The 22,585-nt window shown below is 68.2% G+C and carries 17 protein-coding genes, 2 tRNA genes and 2 pseudogenes; 14 read left to right on the forward strand and 7 right to left on the reverse strand.

The window, feature by feature from the left end; translation table 11 throughout:
• Positions 1-8: 8 nt before the first annotated feature.
• From ABFO07_RS09080 to ABFO07_RS09095, 4 genes are all read left to right on the forward strand, one after another.
• Positions 9-2,093, forward strand: coding sequence for a hypothetical protein (locus ABFO07_RS09080; protein ID WP_347466955.1), 2,085 nt, complete (start codon positions 9-11; stop codon positions 2,091-2,093).
• Between the two features lie 65 nt (positions 2,094-2,158).
• Positions 2,159-3,247 (forward strand): hypothetical protein, encoded by a 1,089-nt coding sequence (locus tag ABFO07_RS09085; protein ID WP_059567407.1) that lies wholly within the window; start codon positions 2,159-2,161, stop codon positions 3,245-3,247.
• 22 nt (positions 3,248-3,269) lie between these two features.
• Positions 3,270-4,115, forward strand: coding sequence for a hypothetical protein (locus tag ABFO07_RS09090; protein WP_347466957.1), 846 nt, complete (start codon positions 3,270-3,272; stop codon positions 4,113-4,115).
• Between the two features lie 71 nt (positions 4,116-4,186).
• Positions 4,187-5,230 (forward strand): DUF4438 domain-containing protein, encoded by a 1,044-nt coding sequence (locus ABFO07_RS09095; RefSeq protein ID WP_060351975.1) that lies wholly within the window; start codon positions 4,187-4,189, stop codon positions 5,228-5,230.
• 29 nt (positions 5,231-5,259) lie between these two features.
• On the opposite strand, the gene ABFO07_RS09100 is transcribed toward ABFO07_RS09095, so the two are convergent.
• Together ABFO07_RS09100 and ABFO07_RS09105 are read right to left on the reverse strand one after the other, a co-directional pair.
• Positions 5,260-5,475, reverse strand: a complete 216-nt coding sequence (locus ABFO07_RS09100) for a hypothetical protein (protein ID WP_017332029.1) — start codon at positions 5,473-5,475, stop codon at positions 5,260-5,262.
• A gap of 107 nt (positions 5,476-5,582) precedes the next feature.
• Positions 5,583-5,807 (reverse strand): annotated as a pseudogene (locus ABFO07_RS09105) (class II histone deacetylase); the annotation flags it as partial.
• On the opposite strand from ABFO07_RS09105, the pseudogene ABFO07_RS09110 reads away from it, so the two are divergent.
• Both ABFO07_RS09110 and ABFO07_RS09115 read left to right on the forward strand, forming a co-directional pair.
• A pseudogene (locus tag ABFO07_RS09110) lies at positions 5,802-5,954 on the forward strand (LuxR C-terminal-related transcriptional regulator); the annotation flags it as partial. The pseudogenes ABFO07_RS09105 and ABFO07_RS09110 overlap by 6 nt on opposite strands.
• An 80-nt stretch (positions 5,955-6,034) precedes the next feature.
• Entirely contained in the window at positions 6,035-7,033 is a 999-nt protein-coding gene (locus ABFO07_RS09115; protein ID WP_059809504.1) for a 2-dehydropantoate 2-reductase, read from the forward strand.
• Between the two features lie 66 nt (positions 7,034-7,099).
• Here the strand turns inward: ABFO07_RS09115 and ABFO07_RS09120 are convergent, their stop codons facing one another.
• On the reverse strand, positions 7,100-7,549 hold the full coding sequence (locus ABFO07_RS09120) for a MarR family winged helix-turn-helix transcriptional regulator (RefSeq protein WP_059885109.1): 450 nt from the start codon (positions 7,547-7,549) through the stop codon (positions 7,100-7,102).
• A 62-nt stretch (positions 7,550-7,611) separates the two neighbouring features.
• A complete protein-coding gene (locus ABFO07_RS09125) occupies positions 7,612-8,757 on the reverse strand; it encodes a glycerate kinase (RefSeq protein WP_347466960.1) in 1,146 nt (381 codons plus the stop codon).
• Between the two features lie 369 nt (positions 8,758-9,126).
• Between ABFO07_RS09125 and tig the strand changes: the two genes are divergently transcribed.
• From tig to ABFO07_RS09160, 7 genes are all read left to right on the forward strand, one after another.
• A complete protein-coding gene (gene tig / locus ABFO07_RS09130) occupies positions 9,127-10,473 on the forward strand; it encodes a trigger factor (RefSeq protein ID WP_059567393.1) in 1,347 nt (448 codons plus the stop codon).
• Positions 10,474-10,613: 140 nt separating this feature from the next.
• Positions 10,614-11,267, forward strand: a complete 654-nt coding sequence (gene clpP, locus ABFO07_RS09135) for an ATP-dependent Clp endopeptidase proteolytic subunit ClpP (protein WP_010092137.1) — start codon at positions 10,614-10,616, stop codon at positions 11,265-11,267.
• Between the two features lie 156 nt (positions 11,268-11,423).
• The gene (gene clpX / locus ABFO07_RS09140; protein WP_010092138.1) at positions 11,424-12,695 is read left to right on the forward strand and encodes an ATP-dependent Clp protease ATP-binding subunit ClpX; all 1,272 of its coding nucleotides are present in this window, start codon (positions 11,424-11,426) and stop codon (positions 12,693-12,695) included.
• A 195-nt stretch (positions 12,696-12,890) separates the two neighbouring features.
• Positions 12,891-15,314, forward strand: coding sequence for an endopeptidase La (gene lon / locus ABFO07_RS09145; RefSeq protein ID WP_059567391.1), 2,424 nt, complete (start codon positions 12,891-12,893; stop codon positions 15,312-15,314).
• 180 nt (positions 15,315-15,494) lie between these two features.
• A tRNA-Val gene (locus ABFO07_RS09150) sits at positions 15,495-15,570 on the forward strand.
• Positions 15,571-15,593: 23 nt separating this feature from the next.
• A tRNA-Asp gene (locus ABFO07_RS09155) sits at positions 15,594-15,670 on the forward strand.
• 169 nt (positions 15,671-15,839) lie between these two features.
• Positions 15,840-17,741 carry a peptidyl-prolyl cis-trans isomerase gene (locus ABFO07_RS09160; protein ID WP_347466964.1) on the forward strand — a complete coding sequence of 634 codons (1,902 nt, stop codon included), beginning with the start codon at positions 15,840-15,842 and terminating at the stop codon, positions 17,739-17,741.
• A gap of 88 nt (positions 17,742-17,829) precedes the next feature.
• Here the strand turns inward: ABFO07_RS09160 and ABFO07_RS09165 are convergent, their stop codons facing one another.
• The gene (locus ABFO07_RS09165) at positions 17,830-18,507 is read right to left on the reverse strand and encodes an arylesterase (protein ID WP_059809494.1); all 678 of its coding nucleotides are present in this window, start codon (positions 18,505-18,507) and stop codon (positions 17,830-17,832) included.
• On the opposite strand from ABFO07_RS09165, the gene ABFO07_RS09170 reads away from it, so the two are divergent.
• The gene (locus ABFO07_RS09170; RefSeq protein ID WP_059921465.1) at positions 18,506-19,219 is read left to right on the forward strand and encodes an ABC transporter ATP-binding protein; all 714 of its coding nucleotides are present in this window, start codon (positions 18,506-18,508) and stop codon (positions 19,217-19,219) included. The genes ABFO07_RS09165 and ABFO07_RS09170 overlap by 2 nt on opposite strands.
• A 56-nt stretch (positions 19,220-19,275) precedes the next feature.
• On the opposite strand, the gene pgi is transcribed toward ABFO07_RS09170, so the two are convergent.
• Both pgi and ABFO07_RS09180 read right to left on the reverse strand, forming a co-directional pair.
• Complete coding sequence (gene pgi / locus ABFO07_RS09175) at positions 19,276-20,898, reverse strand: glucose-6-phosphate isomerase (protein WP_060017053.1); 1,623 nt, start codon at positions 20,896-20,898, stop codon at positions 19,276-19,278.
• Positions 20,899-21,009: 111 nt separating this feature from the next.
• Positions 21,010-22,554, reverse strand: coding sequence for an NAD(P)H-hydrate dehydratase (locus ABFO07_RS09180; protein WP_059987301.1), 1,545 nt, complete (start codon positions 22,552-22,554; stop codon positions 21,010-21,012).
• Between the last annotated feature and the right edge of the window lie 31 nt (positions 22,555-22,585).

A 22,585-nucleotide genomic window follows, 5' to 3' on the forward strand; every position in this document is an offset into this window, starting at 1 on the left:
GTACCGCCATGTCCATCCCCGCCAATCTTCCGTACAACGGCTGGCCGCAGTCCGGCGGGACGAGCGCGCCGGCGAGCGCGGGCACGCAGCGCACCGCGTTCGACAACCTGATCCGGCGCGAACTGAAAGTGGGCGATCCGGCCGACCCGGCACAGATCGCCCGCGCGTTGCTCGACCGTTACCAGAACAATCCGCGTGCGCAGGCGATCGGCGGCGAAGCGCGCGGGCTGCCGTTCCTCAACACGCCGTCGCTGCCGGCCGCGGCGGCGGCCCCGACCGCCACCCGCCTCGATCTCGACCAGGCGCGCGGCGACGTCGACCAGGATCTGGCCGAGCTGCTGTCCAGCAATCTCGCGAAGGACATTCGTCCCGAGCTGGAAGGGTGGCAGTCGGCGATCAACGACCTGATCGACGATGGCGTGAGCGCCGCGCAGCAGGGGCTCGACGCATACAGCCGCGACCGCGCGTTCGCGATGCGCCGCCAGCTCGGCGAATATGCGCGCCTCGCGCGGCTGATCGGCGCGCTGACGCCGGAGCTCAACGAGGACTACCGCAATCTCGCGCAGAGCCTGGACGAAGTCTGCGCGGTGCTGCTGGTGCTGATGGGCGAATCGCTCGCGAACAACGGCTTCGCGGGCGGCCGCTATCTGCTGCAGGTGCCGTACTCCGAGCTGCAGGCGCGCCGCGACGCGGTGCTGGTGGCGCTGCGCAACCTGTCCGGCGGCGCGCAGGAATCGTTGAACCAGAGCACCTGGCCGCGCGGCCTCGACGCGTACCGGCAGCTCTACAGCGTGCTCGAGGAGCGCGGCCAGCTCGAACTCCGGTCGCTGCTGTCGGAAGCCGAACTGGCGCGGGCGATGGACGATCTCGTGCAGGCGGCCGGCGGCGGCTCGACGAGCGGCATGCGGCGCGTGGGCGCGACTGCGTGGGCGCCGCTGAACCGCTTCCAGCGCTTCGTGCAGATCACGCTGCACGCGGTACATCCGCAGTCGCCGGCGCTGGCCGGGTTCCAGGAGGCGCTGCAGCTCTTCATCGACGGCTTCAACAACTCCGGCGGATTCCGCCTGCTGCGGATCTCGCGGCCGACGGTGCTGCTGTACGGGCTGTACGGCTCGACGCAACTGACCGCCGCGGAGAACCGCCTGATCGAGCTGGTCAACCGGCGCGGCCAGTTCGCGTCGACGATCGACTGCCTGACGCGCTGCATGTGCAGCGACAACGTGGTCAAGGCGCAGATCGTGCTCGACCGGATCCTGTTCGATATCGATCGCGCGATCGACCTGTACGCGATCGGGGACAAGGATTTCGGGGATCCCGAATTGCGGGCGGCGGCCTGCGGCGTGCTGATCTTCGCGGCGCATTACCCGCAGAGCTGGGCGAGGCCCGCAGCCTCGACCCAGGCCCTGGACGTCGACGCGTTGTCCTATCTCGGTTCATTCGACGACAACGCGCGGGACGCCGGTCAATCGCTGAGCGTCGACCAGCAACTGAACGACCTGCAGGCACTGCTGATCCCGCAGAAGGCGGGCAAGCATCACCACAGCCGCTTCGCGGCCTACTGGGATCCCGGTTCCGCCGAAGGCTGGCACGACGTGGCGCCACGGTACCCGAACGTCGAGGACGCGGGCCTGACCGTGCCGCTTCCGGCGCGCGCGAGGCTGCGCCACGAGTTGATGCTGCAGGCGCAGACCGACGAAAACTGGCGGCCGATCGTCGAGCAGATGGCCTCCGGCTGCGTGCCGATCGGCCAGGTCTTCGGCGGGATGGAGAAGACCGTGGGAGGCTCGAACGCGCAAGAGGGTCTCGACGTCGCCGGTCTCGGCGTGCTCGCGGCCTTCCAGCATGGCGGCCTGTGGCTCGTGGACGAAGGCATGCACGTCGATCGGCTGAATCGGCTGGGTGACCTGCGCATTCCGCGCGACGCCGAAACCTCCTGGGACGATATCTCCCGCATCCATGCCGAGGTGACGGGGCAGAACGCGCAACTGCCGTCACCGGCGCAGGGTGGCACTGGCCGCACCGATGTCGAGGTGGTGAACGGCCGGCGGCGGTCGCGGCCGCGGCAAAGCCCCAACGGCGAGAGCGGCGCTTGATGGCGGCACGCCGCACCACGCCCGTCGTTCGTTCCGCGCATCGACTTCGCTCACAGGAGTAGGCCATGAACTTTCAGACCAACGAGACGATCCAGCGCCTGTGGGACACGTTCCTGCAGGAGCAGCTCGCGAGCATGCCGCCCGATCAGCGGGAAGCGTTCTCCAACCAGTTCGAACAGCGTTTCGGCGAACTGCTGGGCAAGCCGAACGGCGGCGGCGACGCCGGCTTCTTCGATCTGCTGGGCCTCGGCCCGCAGGGTGAGGTGGGCTTCGACAAGATCGCCTATCCGTCGCTGCAGCCGGATTTCGACGATTCGATCGTGCCGAGCCAGCTGCATGCCGCGGCCGAGCTGTACTACATCTACCAGCACGAGCGGATGAAGATCTTCGAGGTGGTGGAGACGCTGCTGCGCCTGTTCCGGCTCGGCAAGATGCGGATCCAGCGCGGCCCCGGCGCGCGCGGCCTGTACCTGCTCGAGAAGTGGCAGCCGATCCGCTACAAGAAGGCCGACCGGATGATCGCCTATCGCCGCGCGTTCAGCTACGGCAACGCGCAGGCGCCGGCCGGCGCGATCGTCAACCGCAACTTCCATCGGCAGATGGTCGGCTTCATGGTCGCGATCGGCCAGTACTTCCGCGATCTGCTGATCGGCGAGGTGATCCGCGGCGGCCAGCTGATCGACCAGCGGCCGTTCGGCAGCGTCGGCACGATCCAGCGCATCGGCCTCGACCTGCGTTACGCGCTGGACCGCTCGACCTACGGCAACATCTTCGCGCTGGCGATGGAGACGGGGCACTACCTGATCCAGGTGCTGAAGCTGCTGGATTCGCCGGACATCAAGAAGGCGTTCGACGCGAACACCAAGTGGGATGTCGTCGAGATCGTGTCGAACCGCTACCTCGGCGGGGTGGCCGAGCCGTCGCAGCGCGCCAAGATGGCCGAGAGCGGCCGGCGGATGCTGCAGTTCGTCGCCGACAACGATTTCAAGACCGCGATCGACCCGATCCTGTTCCAGAACGTCGTGCGGCCGATGGGCGCACATGCGGAAGCGTGGCTCGCGGCTTACCGGATGACGCCGGAAGGGCGCGGCTTCCCCGGCGTGACGCCTGCGCTGAAGAGCGTGCTGGGCGTCCCGCAGGCGATCAGCGCGTGACGCGGCGAGCGGGTGAACGGCCATGCGCGCGGACGACATGCTGGTCTCGGTGCGAAGCCGCAAGCTCGCTTGCGTGCTCGACCCGGCGCTGGTGCTCGGCTCGCGCGTCGGCCTGCCGTTCGCGTTGCGGCTGTCGCGGGTGCTGGAGCCGTGGCTCACGCGCAGCTTCTGGCAGGTGATCGATGCGAGCGAGCTGCTGCTGCCCGGCCTCGCCGCCGCGTCGCAGCGCGACGACGCGCGCTGGCCGGTGGCCGACGTGCTGCGCGCGTGGATCGCACTGCGCGACGCCACCGATGCGGGCGCGTGGCCGTTCCGCTGGATCGGCGACAACCTGGCCGAGTCGCAGCTGGACGGCGCAGCCGATCCGGGCATCGTCATGGATTACGAAACGTTGGCCGAGGCGCTGCTGATGCGCCTGCGGCCTGACGACGCGCCGCTGCATGGCATCTGGCCGTCACGCTGGGATCACCGCGAGGCGAGCGTCGACACGCTCGCGTTGTCGGCGGCGCTGGACGGCGCGCTGGTGCTGACGGCCGCGATGGCGGAGCAGGAGCCTTGGCCGGTGCAGGCGCTCGCGCGCATCGGCCACCCTGCGCGGCTGCTCGATCCGTTGCCGGACGAGCGGTCCGCGTCGCTGTTCGCCGCCGAGCGGACGTTGCTGCGCGACGCGCTCGCGGCGGCGGGGCTGGCAAGCCTGGCGCAGGCGCTGCCGCCGCTGGTCGCGCTGCATGTGAACGTCGTGCCGGCGATGCGCGAGGCGGCGTGGATGCCCGTTCCGCCTTGCGCGGAGGAAGGGCCGGGTACGCCGGACCGGATCGCGGCCGCGAACCCGTGGGACGACGTGCGCGCGTGGTGGTACTACCTGTAAGCGGCAACGTGTCGCGCTGCTGCGCCGCGATGGCGGCGCGGCGAGCCGACGCCCTCTATCGGAGATTCGCGATGAGCCGCAGCCTGTCGATCCCGCGTGACGGCCGCACGGGCCCACGCATCAACGCCGACCAGCTGGTCGCCACCACCGTCGCCGGCCAGATCGCGCATCCGGTCGGCCAGGCGTCGGCCTATCGCATCGGCTACGACGGCGTCGCGCGCGTGCTGCCCGGCACCGGCGGCATCGCACTGAACAAGCGGATCGGCGATCTGTGCGTCGGCCTCGCCGGCGACCATGTGGAGCCCGGCGTCGCGCTGCACAACAACGGCCGCGAAGTGACCGGCCCGCGCGACGGCCCCAACAACGCGCTGATGACCGCCGCGTGCGTCGGCAATGTGGCGCGGGTGGTCAGCGGGCCATGCTGCGGCAAGGTCGGGATGGTCACCGGCAAGCACGGCGGCGTCAATCATGTGCTGGTGGATTTCCCGACCGACGTGCTGATGCGGCTGCGGATCGGCGATCGCGTGCAGATCATGTCGCACGGCCTCGGGCTGCGGCTGCCGGCGTGGCCGCGCGTCGAGGTGCTGAACTGCGCGCCGCGCCTGCTGCGCCGCTGGGGCATCCTGGCGCGGGACGGGCGCCTGCACGTGCCGGTCACCCATCTCGTGCCGTCGCGCCTGATGGGCTCGGGCCTCGGCAAGAACACCGCATGGCGCGGCGATTACGACATCCAGCTGTCCGACCGGCCGACCCGCGAACGCTACCGGCTCGGCAGCCTGCGCTTCGGCGACATGGTGGCGATCACCGATGCCGATACGCGACGCGGCCCGCTCTATCATTCGGGCCGCGTGACCATCGGCGTCATCGTGCACGGCGACAGCACGGTCAGCGGCCATGGCCCCGGCGTGACGCCGTTGCTGACCGGCCCCGCCGACGTGCTGATCCCGATGCACGCGCCGCGCGCGAATCTCGCCGAGATCTTCGGGATCCGCCGTGCGGCGGTGCCGCGACAGCGCCCGACGCTCGCCGAGATCGACTGCCGGCGCCGTCGCGTGCTGCGCGAGCCGCCTGCGCGGCTGGCGTTCGACGCAGGTGGTCGCGCGGGAATGGCGTGAAGCGCGCGGTGCCTGGCGTTGCGGCGCCGCTAGTCCCAGAAACTCCGGATCGCGACCGCGACGATCACGGGCACCGAGAACACCAGCGGAATCGCGAAATACTGCGCTTCGCGGTCGACGATCCAGCTGTAGATCACCCAACCGGCGCCGATCGCGAACGTGACGAGGCCGACGAGTATCGCGACGATATTCAGCATCAGGGTCGACGGCCGGCGGCGCGGCTTCTCGTGCGGGGACGGTTTCATCGGAAGAGTGCGGGTTCCTGGCCTGGTGAGCGCAAACGCACAGGAGACCGCATCCGCGCCGATCGCGCAAGGCTTGCCGCACGACGCATCGCCGCGCGCGGCAGGCGTCACAGGCCGAACGACGCCGCAAGCTCGTCGAGCAGCCCGCGCTGGAACGCGAGGAACCGTTCGCCGGGCTGCTGCGCGATCGCGAGCTCGAGCATCGGGTCGGCGCGCACCCCCGCCAGCTCCTCGACGATCGCGAGCCCGCAAAACGGCACGTATGCCTCCGAGTAGCCGCCTTCGTGAACGACCACGAGCCGCCCGGCGCACAGCCGCTGCGCGGCGGCGCTGCGCGCTCGCACAAGGAGGTCGCGCAGCAGATGGCGATCTCGCCGACCACCGTGCGGCACTACCTGCGCTGCGCATACCGCAAGCTCGGCATGCACGACAAGAGCCAGATCGCGAGCGTGCTCGGCGCGGGCAGCGGGCGGGACTGAGCATGGGCGTGCGCCATGATGGTTGTGCGCGCAACCATTGAGCGCTATGCTCGTCAGCTTCGAGGAGACGGAATCCCACCATGAACGAGACGAATTCAGGGCCGGTGCGCGCGGCAATCGTCGGCGCCGGCGCGATCGGCGGACTGCTCGCGGCCGCGCTCGCGCGGGCCGGCATGCAGGTGAGCGCCTACGCGCGCGGTGCGACACTCGACGCGCTGAACGCGCACGGCATGCGCGTGCTGGACGAAACGGGCGCGCAGACGTCGGTGGCGCTCGACGCGAGCGACGACGCGGCGGCGCTCGGCGTGCAGGACTACGTGGTGATCGCGCTGAAGGCGCAGGCGCTGCCGGGCGTGGCCGCGCGCCTCGCGCCGCTCGTCGGGCCGCGCACGGTGATCGTCGCGGCGATGAACGGCCTGCCGTGGTGGTTCACGCACGGGTGTGCCGGGCCGCTCGACGGCGTGCCGCTCGAGGCGGTCGACCCGGGCGGCGCGGTGTCCGCGGCGCTGCCACCGGCGCAGGCGATCGGCTGCGTCGTGCACCTGTCGGCGAGCACCGACGCGCCGGGTGTCGTGCGCCGCGGGCGCGGCAATCGCCTGATCGTCGGGGCGCCCGCGCCGGCGCTCGAAGGCGCCGCATCGCGGTTCGCGGCGGCGCTGGCCGCCGGCGGCTTCGACGTCGAGGTGACGCCCGCGATCCGCACCGAGATCTGGGCGAAGCTGTGGGGCAACATGAACATGAATCCGCTGAGCGCGCTGACGGGCTCGACGGCCGACCGGCTGCTCGACGATCCGTTCACGCACGCGCTGGCGCTGCGGATGATGGAGGAGGCGGCCGCGATCGGCGAGAAGCTCGGCCTGTCCACCGGCATGAGCGCACCGGAGCGCATCGCGGTGACGCGCAAGCTCGGCGCGTTCCGGACGTCGATGCTGCAGGACTTCGACGCGGGGCGGCCGCTCGAGGTCGGGCCGATCCTGGGGGTGTTTCCGGAGCTGGGGCGCAAGCTCGGCGTGCCGACGCCGTATTGCGACGCGGTGCTCGGCCTGTTGCGCCAGCGCGCGGCGAACAGCGGACTATAGGGGCGGAGCGCCGGGATGATGCCCGGGCGGACGTGCCGGCGCGCCGTGAATCGCGCGTCGCGCGCGTTACTCGTCGCGCTCGAGCGTGTGGGCGACGACCTTGTCCAGCAGCCGCTCGAACGTGTTGCGCTCGCTGTCGGACAGGCACGCGAGCAGCCCGTCGTTCCATTTGCGCACGATCGGCATGATTTTCCGATGCAGCGCGCGGCCGTCCGGCGTCAGCGCGATCAGCACGATCCGGCCGTCTTCCTCGCTCGCGCTGCGTTCGAGCAGGCCCTGCTGCAGCAGGGCCTCGGCCGCGCGGCTCGCCTGGCTCTTGTCGAGGTTGGTGTGGCGCGCGAGCTCCATGATCGAGAACGGGCCGAACGCGCCGACGGCTGCGATCACGCGCGCCTCGGGCAGCGAGATGCCGAGCTTGTCCCGGTACACTTCGCCGATCCCGCGGTCGGAGCGCTTCGTGAGCACGTGGAGGCGATAGGTCAGATACTGATCGAGCCCGGCTTGACGGCCTTTCATGTCGAATCCTGAAGAAAAAGGGCGGGCCCGATTGTTCCTGTATCGCGCGCTCGGGTCAACGGTCAGCGCGTGCCGTATTTCAGGCGTGTCAGCTGCTCCGCCTCGTTCGCGAGCAGGTTCGCGGCGTCGCGGATCGCGACGTCGAGCGTGATCGGGCCCGGCGCAGGCGAGAAGCACCCGGAAAAATGTTCGGACAGGCGCGGCAGCGCGGCCGGGTCGACGGCGCCCGACAGCAGCGACGCCGGCACGCCCGCGGCCTGCGCGTGACGGCACGCGATGAACGGCGCCTTGCCGTGCAGCGTCTGCACGTCCGAGCGGCCCTCGCCGGTGATCAGCCAGTCGGCGCCCGCGAGCGCCGCGTCGAGCCCGACCTGGCGCGCGACGACTTCCGCGCCGGCTTCGAAGCGCGCGCCGAGCATGTGCAGCGCGAAGCCGAGGCCGCCGGCCGCGCCGGCGCCCGGCAGGTTGCGGCCGCGGCGGTCGAGCGCCGCTTCGAGCAGGTCGGCGAAATGGCCGAGCGCCGCATCGAGGGTCGCGACCTGCTCGGGCGTCACGCCCTTTTGCGGGCCGAACACCGCGGTGGCGCCATGCGCGCCCGTCAGCGGGTTGTCGACGTCGGACATGCCGATGAATTCCGCTTCCGCGACGCGCGGGTCGAGCCCGGACGCGTCGATTCGCACGATCTCGGCAAGGCGCGCCGGCACCGGCTCGACCGGCTGGCCGGCCGCATCGAGGCAGCGCAGCCCGAGCCCCGCGAGGAGCCCCGCGCCCGCATCGTTGGTGCTGCTGCCGCCGAGCGCGACGAAGAACCGGCGCACGCCGTCATCGAGCAATTGGCGAATCGCGTCGCCCATCCCGCGCGTGCTGCGCGCGTCGACCGGCACGCTCATCCCGGCCGGGTCGGTGATGCCGACGATCTCGGCCGTCTCGACGATCGCGGTGCGCCCGTCGATCACGCCGAGCGCGGCGTCGCGCGCCGCGAGCGACGCGCCGGCCACCCGCATCGTGCGCCGCGTGCCGCCGCCGGAGAGCATCGCGTCGAGCGTGCCTTCGCCGCCGTCGGCCATCGGGCAGCAGCGCACCACCGCGTCGGGCCGCGCGCGGCGGATGCCCGAGGCGATCGCGTCCGCGACCTGCGCCGCGGAAAGCGAGCCTTTGAACGAATCGGGCGCGATGACGACGACAGGCGCGGACGGGTGATGCGGCATGGTGTCTCCGTAAGGCTTGGTTTGGTCGGACGAAACGGCGCCGCGCAAACACGGCGGGATCTCTATCGGAGCTTACAGGATGGCGGGCCGGCGTGGATATGGCGCGCGGCATAACGGCGATCCGCGTGCATCGCCGGGTGCCGCGCGGCGGCTGCGCGCACGCGGCGCGCGGATCTGGAGGTACAGGGAAAATTGTTTGCTAGAATAGTCGATTCTTCCGGCCAAAGCCGTGCTCCGAGCCGCTTGCGCTTGCCCACCCGGCGCTTGCATGGATGGCGTGGCGCCCCGGCGCGGCGTGCGATCACGCCGCCAGGCAGGCACGGCAAGGAAAACCCGATTCGCTCGAATAATTTTAGGACGATTGAAGCCATGGCTAACGTTGTTGAAAACCTCGGCAAGCTTGAACGCCGTGTGACGATTTCCCTGCCGAAAGACACGGTGCAGAAGGAAATCGACGCCCGTATCCAGAAACTCGCGAAGAACGTGCGCATGCCGGGTTTCCGCCCGGGCAAGGTGCCGCTGAAGATGGTCGCGCAGCAATATGCGGGTCAGGTCGAGGCGGAAGTGCTGAGCGACAAGATCGGCCAGGAATTCTTCACGATCAGCCGCGCGGAAAACCTGCGCGTGGCCGGCCAGCCGAGCTTCGCGCCGAAGCAGGAGCAGGCGGAAGACGCATACGCGTTCGACGCGACGTTCGAGGTCTACCCGGAAGTGAAGATCGGCGATCTGGCGACGGCTGAAGTCGAGCGCTCGACCACGTCGATCGGCGACGCGGAAATCGACCGCACGCTCGACATCCTGCGCAAGCAGCGCGTGCACTTCCACGCACGCGGCGAAGCCGGCGAGCACGGCGACGGCGGCGCGGACACCGCAGCCAAGAACGGCGACCGCGTGACGGTCGACTTCGTCGGCAAGATCGACGACGTCGCATTCCAGGGCGGCACCGCGGAAGACTTCCCGTTCGTGCTCGGCGAAGGCCGCATGCTGCCGGAATTCGAAACGGCTGCGCTGGGCCTGAAGGCCGGCGAATCGCGCCAGTTCGACCTGAAGTTCCCGGACGATTACCACGGCAAGGACGTGGCCGGCAAGACGGCCCAGTTCACGGTCACGATGAAGAAGATCGAATGGCCGCACCTGCCGGAAATCGACGCCGACTTCGCGAAGTCGCTCGGCATCGAAGACGGCGATCTGGCCAAGATGCGCGGCGAGATCAAGGAAAACCTCGAGCGTGAGGCAAAGCGCCGCACGCAGTCGATCGTCAAGAACCAGGTGATGGACGCGCTGCTGAAGATTTCCGAACTCGAGGTGCCGAAGGCGCTGATCGAGCAGGACCAGCAACGCCTCGTCGAAATGGCGCGCCAGGACCTCGCGCAGCGCGGCGTGCCGAACGCGAAGGATGCGCCGATCCCGGCGGAAATGTTCGCCGAGCAGGCCGAGCGCCGCGTGAAGCTGGGCCTCGTGCTCGCCGAGCTGGTGAAGGCGAACAACCTGGAAGCGAAGCCGGAGCAGATCCGTGCGGAAGTCGACGAGTTCGCGAAGAGCTACGAAGACCCGAAGGAAGTGGTCCGCTGGTATTATTCGAACCAGCAGCGCCTCGCCGAGATGGAAGCGTTCGTCGTTGAAAGCAACGTCGTCGATTTCGTGCTGGGCAAGGCGAAGGTGACGGACAAGGAAGTGAGCTTCGAGGCACTCGCGAGCGCATCGGCGCAAGCGTAAGTGTCGCTCTAGCGGCGTGCCGGCTGTCGGAGCGACGGCCCGCACGCCGTTTTTACGTCAGGCGCGCGGTTGCCATTAATATGGCGATTGAGCGGGCGGCTTTCCTCCGTTCCATTTTCAATTCGAACAAGGTTCATTGAATGATCACTCGCGCTGAATTGCTTGACATGCTTGCTTCGAACGCGCCGCAGGGCTTCGAGGCCCAGGCGCTGGGGCTGGTTCCGATCGTCGTCGAAACGAGCGGCCGCGGCGAGCGTTCGTACGACATCTATTCGCGTCTCCTGAAGGAGCGCCTCGTGTTCATGGTCGGCGAAGTCAACGACCAGACCGCCAACCTCGTGGTGGCGCAGCTGCTGTTCCTCGAAAGCGAGAATCCGGACAAGGACATCAGCCTGTACATCAACAGCCCGGGCGGCTCGGTATCGGCCGGCATGGCGATCTACGACACGATGCAGTTCATCAAGCCGGACGTGTCGACGCTGTGCATGGGGCTCGCGGCCAGCATGGGCGCGTTCCTGCTCGCGTCGGGCGCGAAGGGCAAGCGCTTCGCGCTGCCGAACTCGCGCGTGATGATTCACCAGCCGCTCGGCGGCGCGCGCGGCCAGGCGTCGGATATCGAGATCCAGGCACGCGAAATCCTCTACCTGAAGGAACGGCTCAACCAGCTGCTCGCGCAGCACACGGGCCAGGACGTCGAGCGCATCGCGCGCGATACCGACCGTGATAACTTCATGTCGAGCGAGGACGCGAAGGCGTACGGGCTGATCGATCAGGTGCTGCTGAAGCGTCCGTGAACTTAGTGGGGTGCCGCCCCATTAGGGCCGGCACGTCCCGATACGCCCTGAGCATCTGCGGCAAGCGCATCCAGCCGACTCCGGTCGCGCCCTAGGTCGTGGCGCCCGGAGCATCGGCGTATCATGTCATTTACCTGTCCGGAGGCTCATACATTCATGGCGGACAAAAAAGGTTCGAACAGCGAGAAGCTGTTGTATTGCTCGTTCTGCGGCAAGAGCCAGCATGAGGTGAAAAAACTCATTGCCGGCCCGTCGGTCTTCATCTGCGATGAATGTATCGACCTGTGCAACGAGATCATTCGCGACGAGGCGGCAGCCGCGGGCGTCGAGGCCAGCCTGTCCCGGTCGGATCTGCCGAGCCCGCAGGAAATTCGCGACATCCTCGATCAGTACGTGATCGGGCAGGAGCGCGCGAAGAAGATCCTCGCGGTGGCGGTCTACAACCACTACAAGCGTCTCAAGCATCTCGACAAGAAGGACGACGTCGAGCTGTCGAAGAGCAACATCCTGCTGATCGGCCCGACGGGCTCCGGCAAGACGCTGCTCGCGCAGACGCTGGCACGTCTCTTGAACGTGCCGTTCGTGATCGCCGATGCGACGACGCTGACCGAAGCCGGCTACGTCGGCGAGGACGTCGAGAACATCATCCAGAAGCTGTTGCAGAACTGCAACTACGAGGTCGAGAAGGCCCAGCGCGGGATCGTCTACATCGACGAAATCGACAAGATCAGCCGCAAGTCGGACAACCCGTCGATCACCCGCGACGTGTCGGGCGAGGGCGTCCAGCAGGCGCTGCTGAAGCTCGTCGAGGGCACGATGGCGTCGGTGCCGCCGCAGGGAGGCCGCAAGCATCCGAACCAGGATTTCATCCAGGTCGACACGACCAACATCCTGTTCATCTGCGGCGGTGCGTTCGACGGGCTGGAGAAGGTGATCACCGACCGTACCGAGAAAACGGGCATCGGCTTCGGCGCGACGGTCAAGAGCAAGCAGGAGCGCGATGCCGGCGAGGTGCTGCGTGAGGTCGAGCCGGAGGATCTGATCAAATTCGGTCTGATCCCCGAATTGATCGGCCGCCTGCCCGTCGTCGCGACGCTCGGCAAGCTGGACGAGGCTGCGCTGATGAAGATCCTCGTCGAGCCGAAGAACGCGCTCGTCAAGCAGTATCACAAGCTGTTCGCGATGGAGCGCGTCGAGCTGGAAATCCGCCCGGCCGCGCTGCAGGCGGTCGCCCGCAAGGCGATCCGCCGCAAGACCGGCGCGCGCGGCCTGCGTTCGATCATCGAACAGGCGCTGCTCGACGTGATGTACGAATTGCCGACGATGAAAGGGGTCAGCAAAGTCATCATCGACGAGAACGTCATCGACGGCGACGGCAAGCCGCTGCTGATCTACGAGGACACGCCGAAGGTGGCGGGTTCGAATTGACCGGCTTGACGATGTACTGACGAAAAAAGCCGTTCATCAAAGCGTGGACGGCTTTTTTTCGTTTATCTTGTGGGTAATCTGACTCGACACGCGGCGGTTACTTTCTTACCGAATATTTCCCACGCTTGAAGGCCTTGCAATCCGAAGTGCCGGCCTCAATTACCGAACAATTGATTCCACTCATGGGGAAATGAAATGTCAGGCACCCAACTTCTCCCGCCGGAACGCATCACGCTCCCGCTGCTGCCGCTGCGGGACGTCGTCGTTTTCCCGCACATGGTGATTCCGCTCTTCGTGGGCCGGCCGAAATCGATCAAGGCCCTCGAAGCAGCGATGGAAGGCGGCAAGCACATCATGCTGGTCGCCCAGAAAACCGCGGCCAAGGACGAGCCGACCGAAAAGGACATGTACGAGGTCGGCTGCGTCGCGAACATCCTCCAGATGCTGAAGCTGCCGGACGGCACCGTGAAGGTGCTGGTCGAAGGCCTGCAGCGCGCGAAGGCGCTGTCGATCGAGGAGCAGGAAACGCAATTCTCGTGCGAAGTCCTGCCGCTCGAACCGGATCACGCGGACAGCGCGGAAACGGAAGCGCTGCGCCGCGCGATCGTGTCGCAGTTCGACCAGTACGTGAAGCTGAACAAGAAGATCCCGCCGGAGATCCTCACGTCGCTGTCGGGCATCGACGAAGCGGGCCGGCTCGCGGACACCATCGCCGCGCACCTGCCGCTGAAGCTCGACCAGAAGCAGCACATCCTCGAGATGTTCCCGGTCGTCGAGCGACTCGAGCACCTGCTCGCGCAGCTCGAAGCCGAGATCGACATCCTGCAGGTCGAAAAGCGCATCCGCGGGCGCGTGAAGCGCCAGATGGAGAAGAGCCAGCGCGAGTACTACCTGAACGAACAGGTCAAGGCGATCCAGAAGGAACTGGGCGAAGGCGAAGAGGGTGCGGACCTCGAGGAACTCGAGAAGCGCATCAACGCCGCGCGCATGCCGAAGGAAGCGAAGAAGAAGGCCGACGCCGAGCTGAAGAAGCTGAAGCTGATGTCGCCGATGTCGGCGGAAGCCACCGTCGTGCGCAACTACATCGACACGCTGATCGGCCTGCCGTGGCGCAAGAAGAGCAAGGTCAACAACGACCTGTCGAACGCCGAGCAGGTGCTCGACGAGGATCACTTCGGCCTCGAGAAGGTCAAGGAACGGATCCTCGAGTATCTCGCGGTGCAGCAGCGCGTCGACAAGGTCAAGGCGCCGATCCTGTGCCTCGTCGGGCCTCCGGGCGTCGGCAAGACCTCGCTCGGCCAGTCGATCGCGCGCGCGACGAACCGCAAGTTCGTCCGCATGGCGCTCGGCGGCGTGCGTGACGAAGCCGAGATCCGCGGCCACCGTCGCACGTATATCGGTTCGATGCCGGGCAAGATCCTGCAGAGCCTGACCAAGGTCGGCGTGCGCAATCCGTTGTTCCTGCTCGACGAAGTCGACAAGATGGGCATGGATTTCCGTGGCGATCCGTCGTCGGCGCTGCTCGAAGTGCTCGATCCGGAACAGAACCACACGTTCGCCGATCACTACATCGAGGTCGACTTCGACCTGTCGGACGTGATGTTCGTCGCGACGTCGAACTCGCTGAACATCCCGCCGCCGCTGCTCGACCGGATGGAAGTGATCCGTCTGTCGGGCTACACGGAAGACGAGAAGGTCAGCATCGCGCAGCGCTACCTGCTGCCGAAGCAGAAGAAGAACAACGGCCTGAAGGAAGGCGAGATCGAGGTCACCGAGCAGGCGATCCGCGACATCATCCGCTACTACACGCGCGAAGCCGGTGTGCGTTCGCTCGAGCGGGAAGTGTCGAAGATCTGCCGCAAGGTCGTGAAGATGCTGCTGCTGAAGAAGGCATCGGGCGCGATCAAGGTCGATGGCGAGAATCTCGATACGTTCCTCGGCGTGCGCAAGTACGACTTCGGCCTCGCGGCGAAGGAAAACCAGGTTGGCCAGGTGACGGGCCTCGCGTGGACGGAAGTCGGCGGCGACCTGCTGACGATCGAAGCCGCGGTGATGCCGGGCAAGGGCAACGTGATCCGCACGGGTTCGCTCGGCGACGTGATGAAGGAATCGGTCGAGGCCGCGCGTTCGGTCGTGCGTTCGCGTTCGCGGCGTCTGGGCATCAAGGACGAAGCGTTCGAGAAGCAGGACATCCACATCCACGTGCCGGAAGGCGCGACGCCGAAGGACGGTCCGTCTGCCGGCGGTGCGATGACGACCGCGCTGGTGTCGGTGCTGACGGGCATTCCCGTGCGCGCCGATGTCGCGATGACGGGCGAAATCACGCTGCGCGGCGAAGTCCTGCCGATCGGCGGCCTGAAGGAGAAGCTGCTCGCGGCGCATCGCGGCGGCATCAAGCTCGTGCTGATTCCGGAAGAGAACGTGAAGGATCTCGCGGAGATTCCGGACAACGTGAAGAACGCGATCGAGATCGTGCCGGTCCGCTGGATCGACAAGGTGCTCGAGCTCGCGCTCGAACGCGCGCCGACGCCGCTGCCGCCGGAAGAAGAGGCGAAGGCCGCGGCCCCGGTCGCGGAAACGGCGAAGGATGCCGGCTCGACGGAAGTCGTCAAGCACTGAGCCTCATGTGACGGTTGTTCACGAAACCCGCGGCGTGTCCGCGGGTTTTTTTATGTGTTCGCGGCGCTGCAAAAAATTTCGCGTTTCTGGGCTGGCAAAGTGTTGATGGATGGGTTAAAGTAGCGGGCTCGCTGGTTGTTGATGCCGAAACGCAGATTGCAGCCAGATTGAATCCGAAGCGGGTGCTTAGCTCAGTTGGTAGAGCGGCGCCCTTACAAGGCGTAGGTCGGGAGTTCGAGCCTCTCAGCACCCACCAGTTTCGTGATTCTGCAAGACCAAGGAGCGGTAGTTCAGTCGGTTAGAATACCGGCCTGTCACGCCGGGGGTCGCGGGTTCGAGTCCCGTCCGCTCCGCCAAAACAATAAATGCCCGCCTTGTGCGGGCATTTTTGTTTGTCGGTCGTTTGTGCCTGCATCAGCACGGCGTCAGTTTCGCTTTTTTCCCGCCCGCTGTTGTAATATCGGACGTTTTGTCCAATTTTCCCCGTCACGCATGCTCGATTTCTTCCGTAATCACCAGCGCCTGATGATGGCGCTCCTGCTCCTGATCGTCTTGCCGGGGCTGGGTTTCGTCGGGATCCAAGGTTTCCGCGGCTTCTTCGACGATAACGCGAACGTCGCGGCGATCAACGGGCACAAGATCACGCGGGTCGAATTCGACGGCGCGTTCCGTCAGCAGGTCGACCGCGCGCGCCAGGCGCTCGGCGCGCAGTTCGACCTGAAGGCGTTCGATACGCCCGAGCACCGCAAGGAAGTGCTCGACGGCCTGATCCAGCAGCGCGTGCTCGCCGACGAGACGCAGCGCCTGCACCTGACCGCATCCGACAACGCAGTGCGCGAAGCGCTGCTGAGCGACCCGATGATCGCGTCGCTGAAGAAGCCGGACGGCTCGATCGACGTCGAGCGTTATGCGCAGCTGCTGTCGTTCCAGGGCATGACGCCCGAGCAGTATCAGGAGCGCGTGCGCTACAGCCTGTCGCTGCAGCAGATCCCGGCGAGCATCGTGTCGAGCGCGTTCACGCCGAAGAGCCTTGCGCAGCGCCTGTCCGAACTCGCCGCGCAGCAGCGTGAAGTGCAGGCGCTCGTGCTGAAGACGAGCGACTACGCGTCGAAGGTGCAGCCGACCGATGCGCAGCTCGCCGCATACTACGACGCGCACAAGCAAAGCTTCGCGACGCCCGAGACCGCGACGATCCAGTATGTCGTCTATTCGCCGGCCGCTGCCGCGGCAAGCGCGCAGCCGACCGACGCGGACATCAAGAAGTACTACGACGACAACCCGACGCACTTCCGCACCGAAGCGCAGGTGCGCGTGAGCCACATCTTCATCGCGGCGGCCAGCGACGCGAGCGCCGCGGACAAGGCGGCCGCGAAGGCGAAGGCCGAGCAGCTGCTCGCCGACGTGAAGGCGCATCCGGACCAGTTCGCGCAGATCGCGCAGAAGAGCTCGCAGGACGCGCCGTCGGCGGCGAAGGGCGGCGACCTCGGCTTCATCACGCGCGGCTCGACCGCGGGCGGCAAGGCATTCGACGATGCCGCGTTCGCGCTGAAGCAGGGCGACGTGAGCGGGGTCGTGCAGTCGGATCTCGGCTTCCACATCCTGAAGGCGACCGAAGTGAAGCCGGCGGCGGTCAAGCCGTTCGCGGAAGTGAAGGATGCGATTGCCGTGGACCTGAAGCAGCAGTATGCGTCGAAGGCGTTCTCGGACAACGCGGAAGGCTTCACGTCGACCGTCTACGAAAAGGCGAAGAGCCTGCAGCCGGCCGCCGACAAGTACAAGCTGACGATCCAGACGGCCACCGTCACGCCGACGCCGAACCCGGCGCTGCCGCCGACCAGCCCGCTGAACAACGCGAAGTTCCTGGCCGCCGTGTTCGCCAACGACGCGGTGAAGAGCCAGAACAACACGCAGGCGATCGACATCGGCAACAACACGCTGATCTCGGCGCGCGTGACCGACTACAAGCAGGCCGCCGTGCCCGCGCTCGACGCGATCAAGGATACGGTGCGCCAGAAGGTGATCGCCGAGCAGGCGGCCGAGCTCGCGAAGAAGGACGGCGCGGCGAAGCTCGCGGAGCTGCAGAAGTCGAAGGCGACCTCGGGCTTCGCGGCGGCCGAGACGGTTTCGCGCACGCAGTCGCACGGCCTGTCGCCGGCGGCGCTGAGCGCGGTCTACAAGGTCGATGCGAAGACGCTGCCGGCCTACGTCGGCGTCGATCTCGGCGCGGACGGCTATGCGATCTATCGCGTGAACGCGGTGATCCCGGGCTCCGCGGTCGACCCGCAGCAGCTCGCGGCCGCGCAGCAGCAGATGGCGCAGGTCGATGCGCAGAGCGAAGGTGAAGCGTATCTCGCCGCGCTGCGCGACCGTTCGAAGGTGAAGCTGTACGGTTCGACGGCCAGCACGACGCAGGACGGCGGAAACTGATCGCCGCTTCGTCGACAGCAAAAAGCCCCGCCATCGAGCGGGGCTTTTTGTTGGCCCGGTGCAGACGGGGCGCGCGCGTGGCGTGCGCTCAGCCGCGCGGCTTGAGCAGCGGCTTCAGCGACGGCCACACGTTGTCGAGCAGTGCGCCCTGCGCCTGCTGCGTCGGATGGATCTGGTCGGCCTGGAACATCTCGGGCTTGTTTTCGAGGCCGGCCAGCAGGAACGGCACGAGCGGCACGCGCAGATCCTTCGACAGCTTCGTGTAGATGCCGTGGAACTTCTGCGTGTAGTCGGGCCCGTAGTTGGGCGGCACGTACATGCCGACCAGCACGACCTTCGCGCGGGCGCGCTGCGCATCGGCGACGATCTCGCGCAGGTTGCGCTCGGTCGTCGCGAGCGGCACGCCGCGCAGCGCGTCGTTCGCGCCGAGCTCGACGACGACGATCGCGGGCTTGAGCCGCTCGAGGACCGCGGGCAGGCGCGCGCGTCCGCCGCTCGTGGTGTCGCCGCTGATGCTCGCGTTCGCGACGCTATAATCGATTCGCTCGGTCGCAAGCCGCTGCCGCAGCAGCGCGACCCATCCGGTGTCGCGCGGCAGGCCGTATTCGGCGGACAGGCTGTCGCCCAGCACGACGATCACGGGCTGGCCTGGCGACGCGGCCGGCGAGGTCGCGGCGCAAGCGAGGCCGGCGGCGGTCGCGGCGAGCGCACCGCTCAACAGCGCGGCGAGCGCCGCGCGTCTCTTTCTGCGAATAGTCGTGTCCATGCTCAAGATTAGCGATCCGATCATCGAAGTCCATGGCGTGAGCAAGCGTGTCGCCGACGCAACCGGCGAGCTGACGATCCTCGACGGCATCGAGCTCGCCGTGCGCGCCGGCAGCAGCCTTGCGATCGTCGGCGCGTCGGGGTCCGGCAAATCGACGCTGCTCGGCCTGCTTGCGGGGTTGGACAGCGCGACGAGCGGCACGGTTCGCCTGCTTGGCCAGCCGCTCGAGCAGCTCGACGAGGACGCGCGCGCCGCGCTGCGCAACGGCGCGGTCGGGTTCGTGTTCCAGTCGTTCCAGTTGATGCCGCACCTGACCGCGCTCGAAAACGTGATGCTGCCGCTCGAACTGCAGGGCGGCATCGGCGCGCGCGACGCGGCCGACCGCGCGCGTGCGCTGCTCGTGCAGGTCGGGCTCGGCGAACGCACCACGCATTACCCGAAGCTGCTTTCCGGCGGCGAGCAGCAACGCGTCGCGCTCGCGCGCGCGTTCGTCACCCATCCGTCGATCCTGTTCGCCGACGAGCCGACCGGCAGCCTCGATGCCGCGACCGGCCACGCGGTCATCGACCTGATGTTCGAACTCAACCGCACGCACGGCTCGACGCTCGTGCTGGTCACGCACGATCCCGAGCTCGCGCGCCGCTGCGCGACGACGGTGATGCTCGATGCGGGCCGCATCGTGACGCCGCGCGCGATGCACCGCGGCACCTGATCGTTACTTTGACGAACCGGCCGCACCCATGCGTCGCGCGGCCGGCGTCGTTTCCGTCAGCGTTCGAGCGCCGCGCGTGCGCGCGTGATCAGCGCCGTCGTCGACGAGTCGTGCTTCGCCGGATCGAGCGCATCGCCGTTCAGGTCCGCCTCGACCACCTTGCCGAGGATCTTGCCGAGTTCCACGCCCCACTGGTCGAACGGATTGATCTGCCACACCGATGCCTGCACCAGCACCTTGTGCTCGTACAGCGCGATCAGCGCGCCGAGCGAGCGGGGCGTCAGCGCGTCGACGAGCAGCGTCGTCGTCGGGCGGTTGCCGGGGAAGGTCAGGTGCGGCGCCAGCGCCTCGTTGCCGGGGCCGGCGACCTTGCGCGCCTCGTCGAGCGTGCGGCCGAGCATCAGCGCCTCGCTCTGCGCGAAGCAGTTCGCGAGCAGCTTCGGGTGATGGCTCGCGAGCGGATGCTCGGGCGTCAGCACCGCGATGAAATCGATCGGCACGATCGTCGGCCCCTGGTGCAGCATCTGGAAGAACGCATGCTGGCCGTTGGTGCCGGGCTCGCCCCAGGTCACGGCGGAGGTCGGGTAGTCGACGAAGCGGCCGTCCAGGCGCGCCGACTTGCCGTTGCTCTCCATCTCGAGCTGCTGCAGGTACGACGGCAGGAAATGCAGCGCCTCGGAGTACGGCGCGACCAGGTAGCTCTGCGAGCCGAAGAAGTTGCGATACCAGATGCCGATCAGGCCGAGCAGCACGGGCAGGTTGCGCTCGAGCGGCGCGTCGCGGAAATGGCGGTCCATGTCGTTCGCGCCGGCGAGCAGTTCGTCGAAATGCTCAGGGCCGACCGCGATCATGATCGACAGCCCGACCGCCGACCACAGCGAATAGCGGCCGCCGACCCAGTCCCACATCTCGAACACGTTGTTTTCGTCGATGCCGAACCGGACGACTTCGGCCGGGTTCGCCGACACGCCGACGAAGTGCTTCGACAGCGCGCTTTCCGGGCAGCCCTTCGCGACGAACCAGTCGCGCAGCGAGTGCGCGTTGGTCATCGTCTCGAGCGTCGTGAAGGTCTTCGACACGATGATCGCGAGCGTTTCCTCCGGATCGACCTGCTCGAGCACGCGCGCGAGATCGGCGCCGTCGACGTTCGACACGAAGTGCGTCGAGATCTCGGGCGTCGCGACGTGGTGCAGCGCGTGCACGACCATCTTCGGGCCGAGATCCGAACCGCCGATGCCGATGTTGATCACGTGACGGATGCGCTTGCCGGTGTAGCCGGTCCACGCGCCGCTGCGCACGGCGCGCGCGAACGTCGCCATCTTGGCGCGCTCGGCGCTGACCTGCGCGTGGAACGGCGCGTGCGGATCGGTCGCGCGCAGCGCGGTGTGCAGCGCCGCGCGGCCTTCGGTCGGATTGACGATGTCGCCCGCGAACATCGCGTCGCGGCGCGCTTCGACGCCGGCCTCGCGTGCGAGCTGCACGAGCAGGCGCAGCGTGTCGTCGGTGATGCGGTTCTTCGAGAGGTCGGCCGCAAGGCCGCCGCCGGAGAACGTGAAGCGCTCGGCACGGGTGGGCGCGGGGTCGTTTTCCGGTGTGAACCAGTCGCGCAGCCGGGCGCCGCGGATCTGTTCGTAGTGGGTTTGAAGGGCAGTCCAGGCGGGGAACGAATTCAGCGTCATGACGGTTCGAGTGAAGCGTGAATCGGGAGGAATGCCGCGCCGGCGCGTCGGGTTCGAACGGCCGACGGACGAGCGGGCCCGCCGGTCGGCGGGGGAGTCAGTATAGCGGCGTTATGTGTTCGCGCGCCTGCACGGGTAAAAAAGCCGATTGATCAGCGCGCGCACGCGGGGCGCGAGTTCGCCGGCCGTCAGGCCGGCCGGGCCCGTGCCGTCCGCAACCAGCGTGTCGGCCGCGAGGCCGTGCAGGTACACGCCCGCGAGCGCGGCCGCATGGGGCGCGACGCGTTGCGCGAGCAGCGCGCCGATCACGCCGCCGAGCACGTCGCCGGTGCCGCCCGTCGCGAGCGCCGCGTTGCCGGTCGGATTGACCGTCAGGCGGCCGTCGGGCGCGGCGATCACGGTGCCGGCGCCTTTCAGCACGACGACGCTCGCGAAGCGCGCCGCGAGCGCGTGGGCGGCCGCGAGGCGGTCGCGCTGCACGGTCGCGGTGTCGCTGCCGAGCAGCCGTGCCGCTTCCAGCGGATGCGGGGTCAGGACACACGCGAGGCCCCGCGCGCCGCGCGCGGCCACCGCAGCCGCCAGCTCGGGGTGCGTGGCGATCAGGTTCAGTGCGTCGGCGTCGAGCAGCATGGCCGCATCGTGTGCGAGCACGTCGCGCACGAGCGTCGCCGCGGCCTCGCGCGTGCCGAGCCCGCAGCCGGCCGCGATCGCGGTCATCGCGCCCGGATCGAGGCCGTCGGCCGGGTGCAGCATCAGTTCGGGGAACGGCGGATCGTAGGGCGGCGCGCCCGCGCCGAGGAAGCCGACATGCACCTTGCCCGCGCCGGCGAACAGCGCGGCGCGCGCGGCGAGGATCGGCGCGCCGCACATGCCGGTGTCGCCGCCGATCACGGCCAGGCTGCCGAACGTGCCCTTGTGCGAGGCGAACGCGCGTGCGGGCAGCGCGGCCGCGAACCGGGCCGGCGCGTTCAGCACCACGTCCGGCGCGGCCGGAGGCGGGACGTCGAGCGACGCGATTACGATCTCGCCGGCGAGATCGCGGCCTTCGCCCATGTACAGGCCGGGCTTCGCGCCGATGAAGGTCAGCGTGTGCGTCGCGGCCACCGCGGCGCCCGCGCCGACGATCCGGCCGGTGTCGCCGTCGAGCCCGCTCGGCACGTCGAGCGCGAGCACGCGGCCGGTGGTGCGGGCGCGCGCGGCGATGCGGCCGGCTTCGGCGGCGAACGCGCCGTCGAGCGCGCGAGCAAGGCCGATGCCGAACAGGCCGTCGACGACCCACGCGTAGCCGTCGAGCGACGCCGGCGGTTCGGCCGACACCGGCACGCCGGCGGCGCGGGCGAGGCCGAGTGCCCATTGCGCGTCGTCGGGCTTTACCGTGACGGGCATCCACGCCTGCGTCGCGACGCCGAGCTGCTGCAGCTCCGCGGCCGCGACGAGCGCGTCGCCGCCATTGTTGCCGGGGCCGACCGCGAACCACACGGGGCGGTCGTCGCCGGCCACGCGCTCGGACAGCCAGCGCGCGGCCGCGGCGCCCGCGCGCGCCATCAGCGCGTGCGGCGGCAGCGCCGCGGCCGCGGCGGCTTCGGCGGCGCGCAGGTCGGCGGCGCGCCACAGCGCGATCGGTTCGGGGTGGGGAGGCGGGTGGGCGACGGTCATGGCGGCGGGACGGTGGCGCCGCCGGGCATGC

Source organism: Burkholderia stagnalis (genome assembly GCF_039848545.1).
In the GTDB taxonomy this organism is placed as follows: domain Bacteria; phylum Pseudomonadota; class Gammaproteobacteria; order Burkholderiales; family Burkholderiaceae; genus Burkholderia; species Burkholderia stagnalis.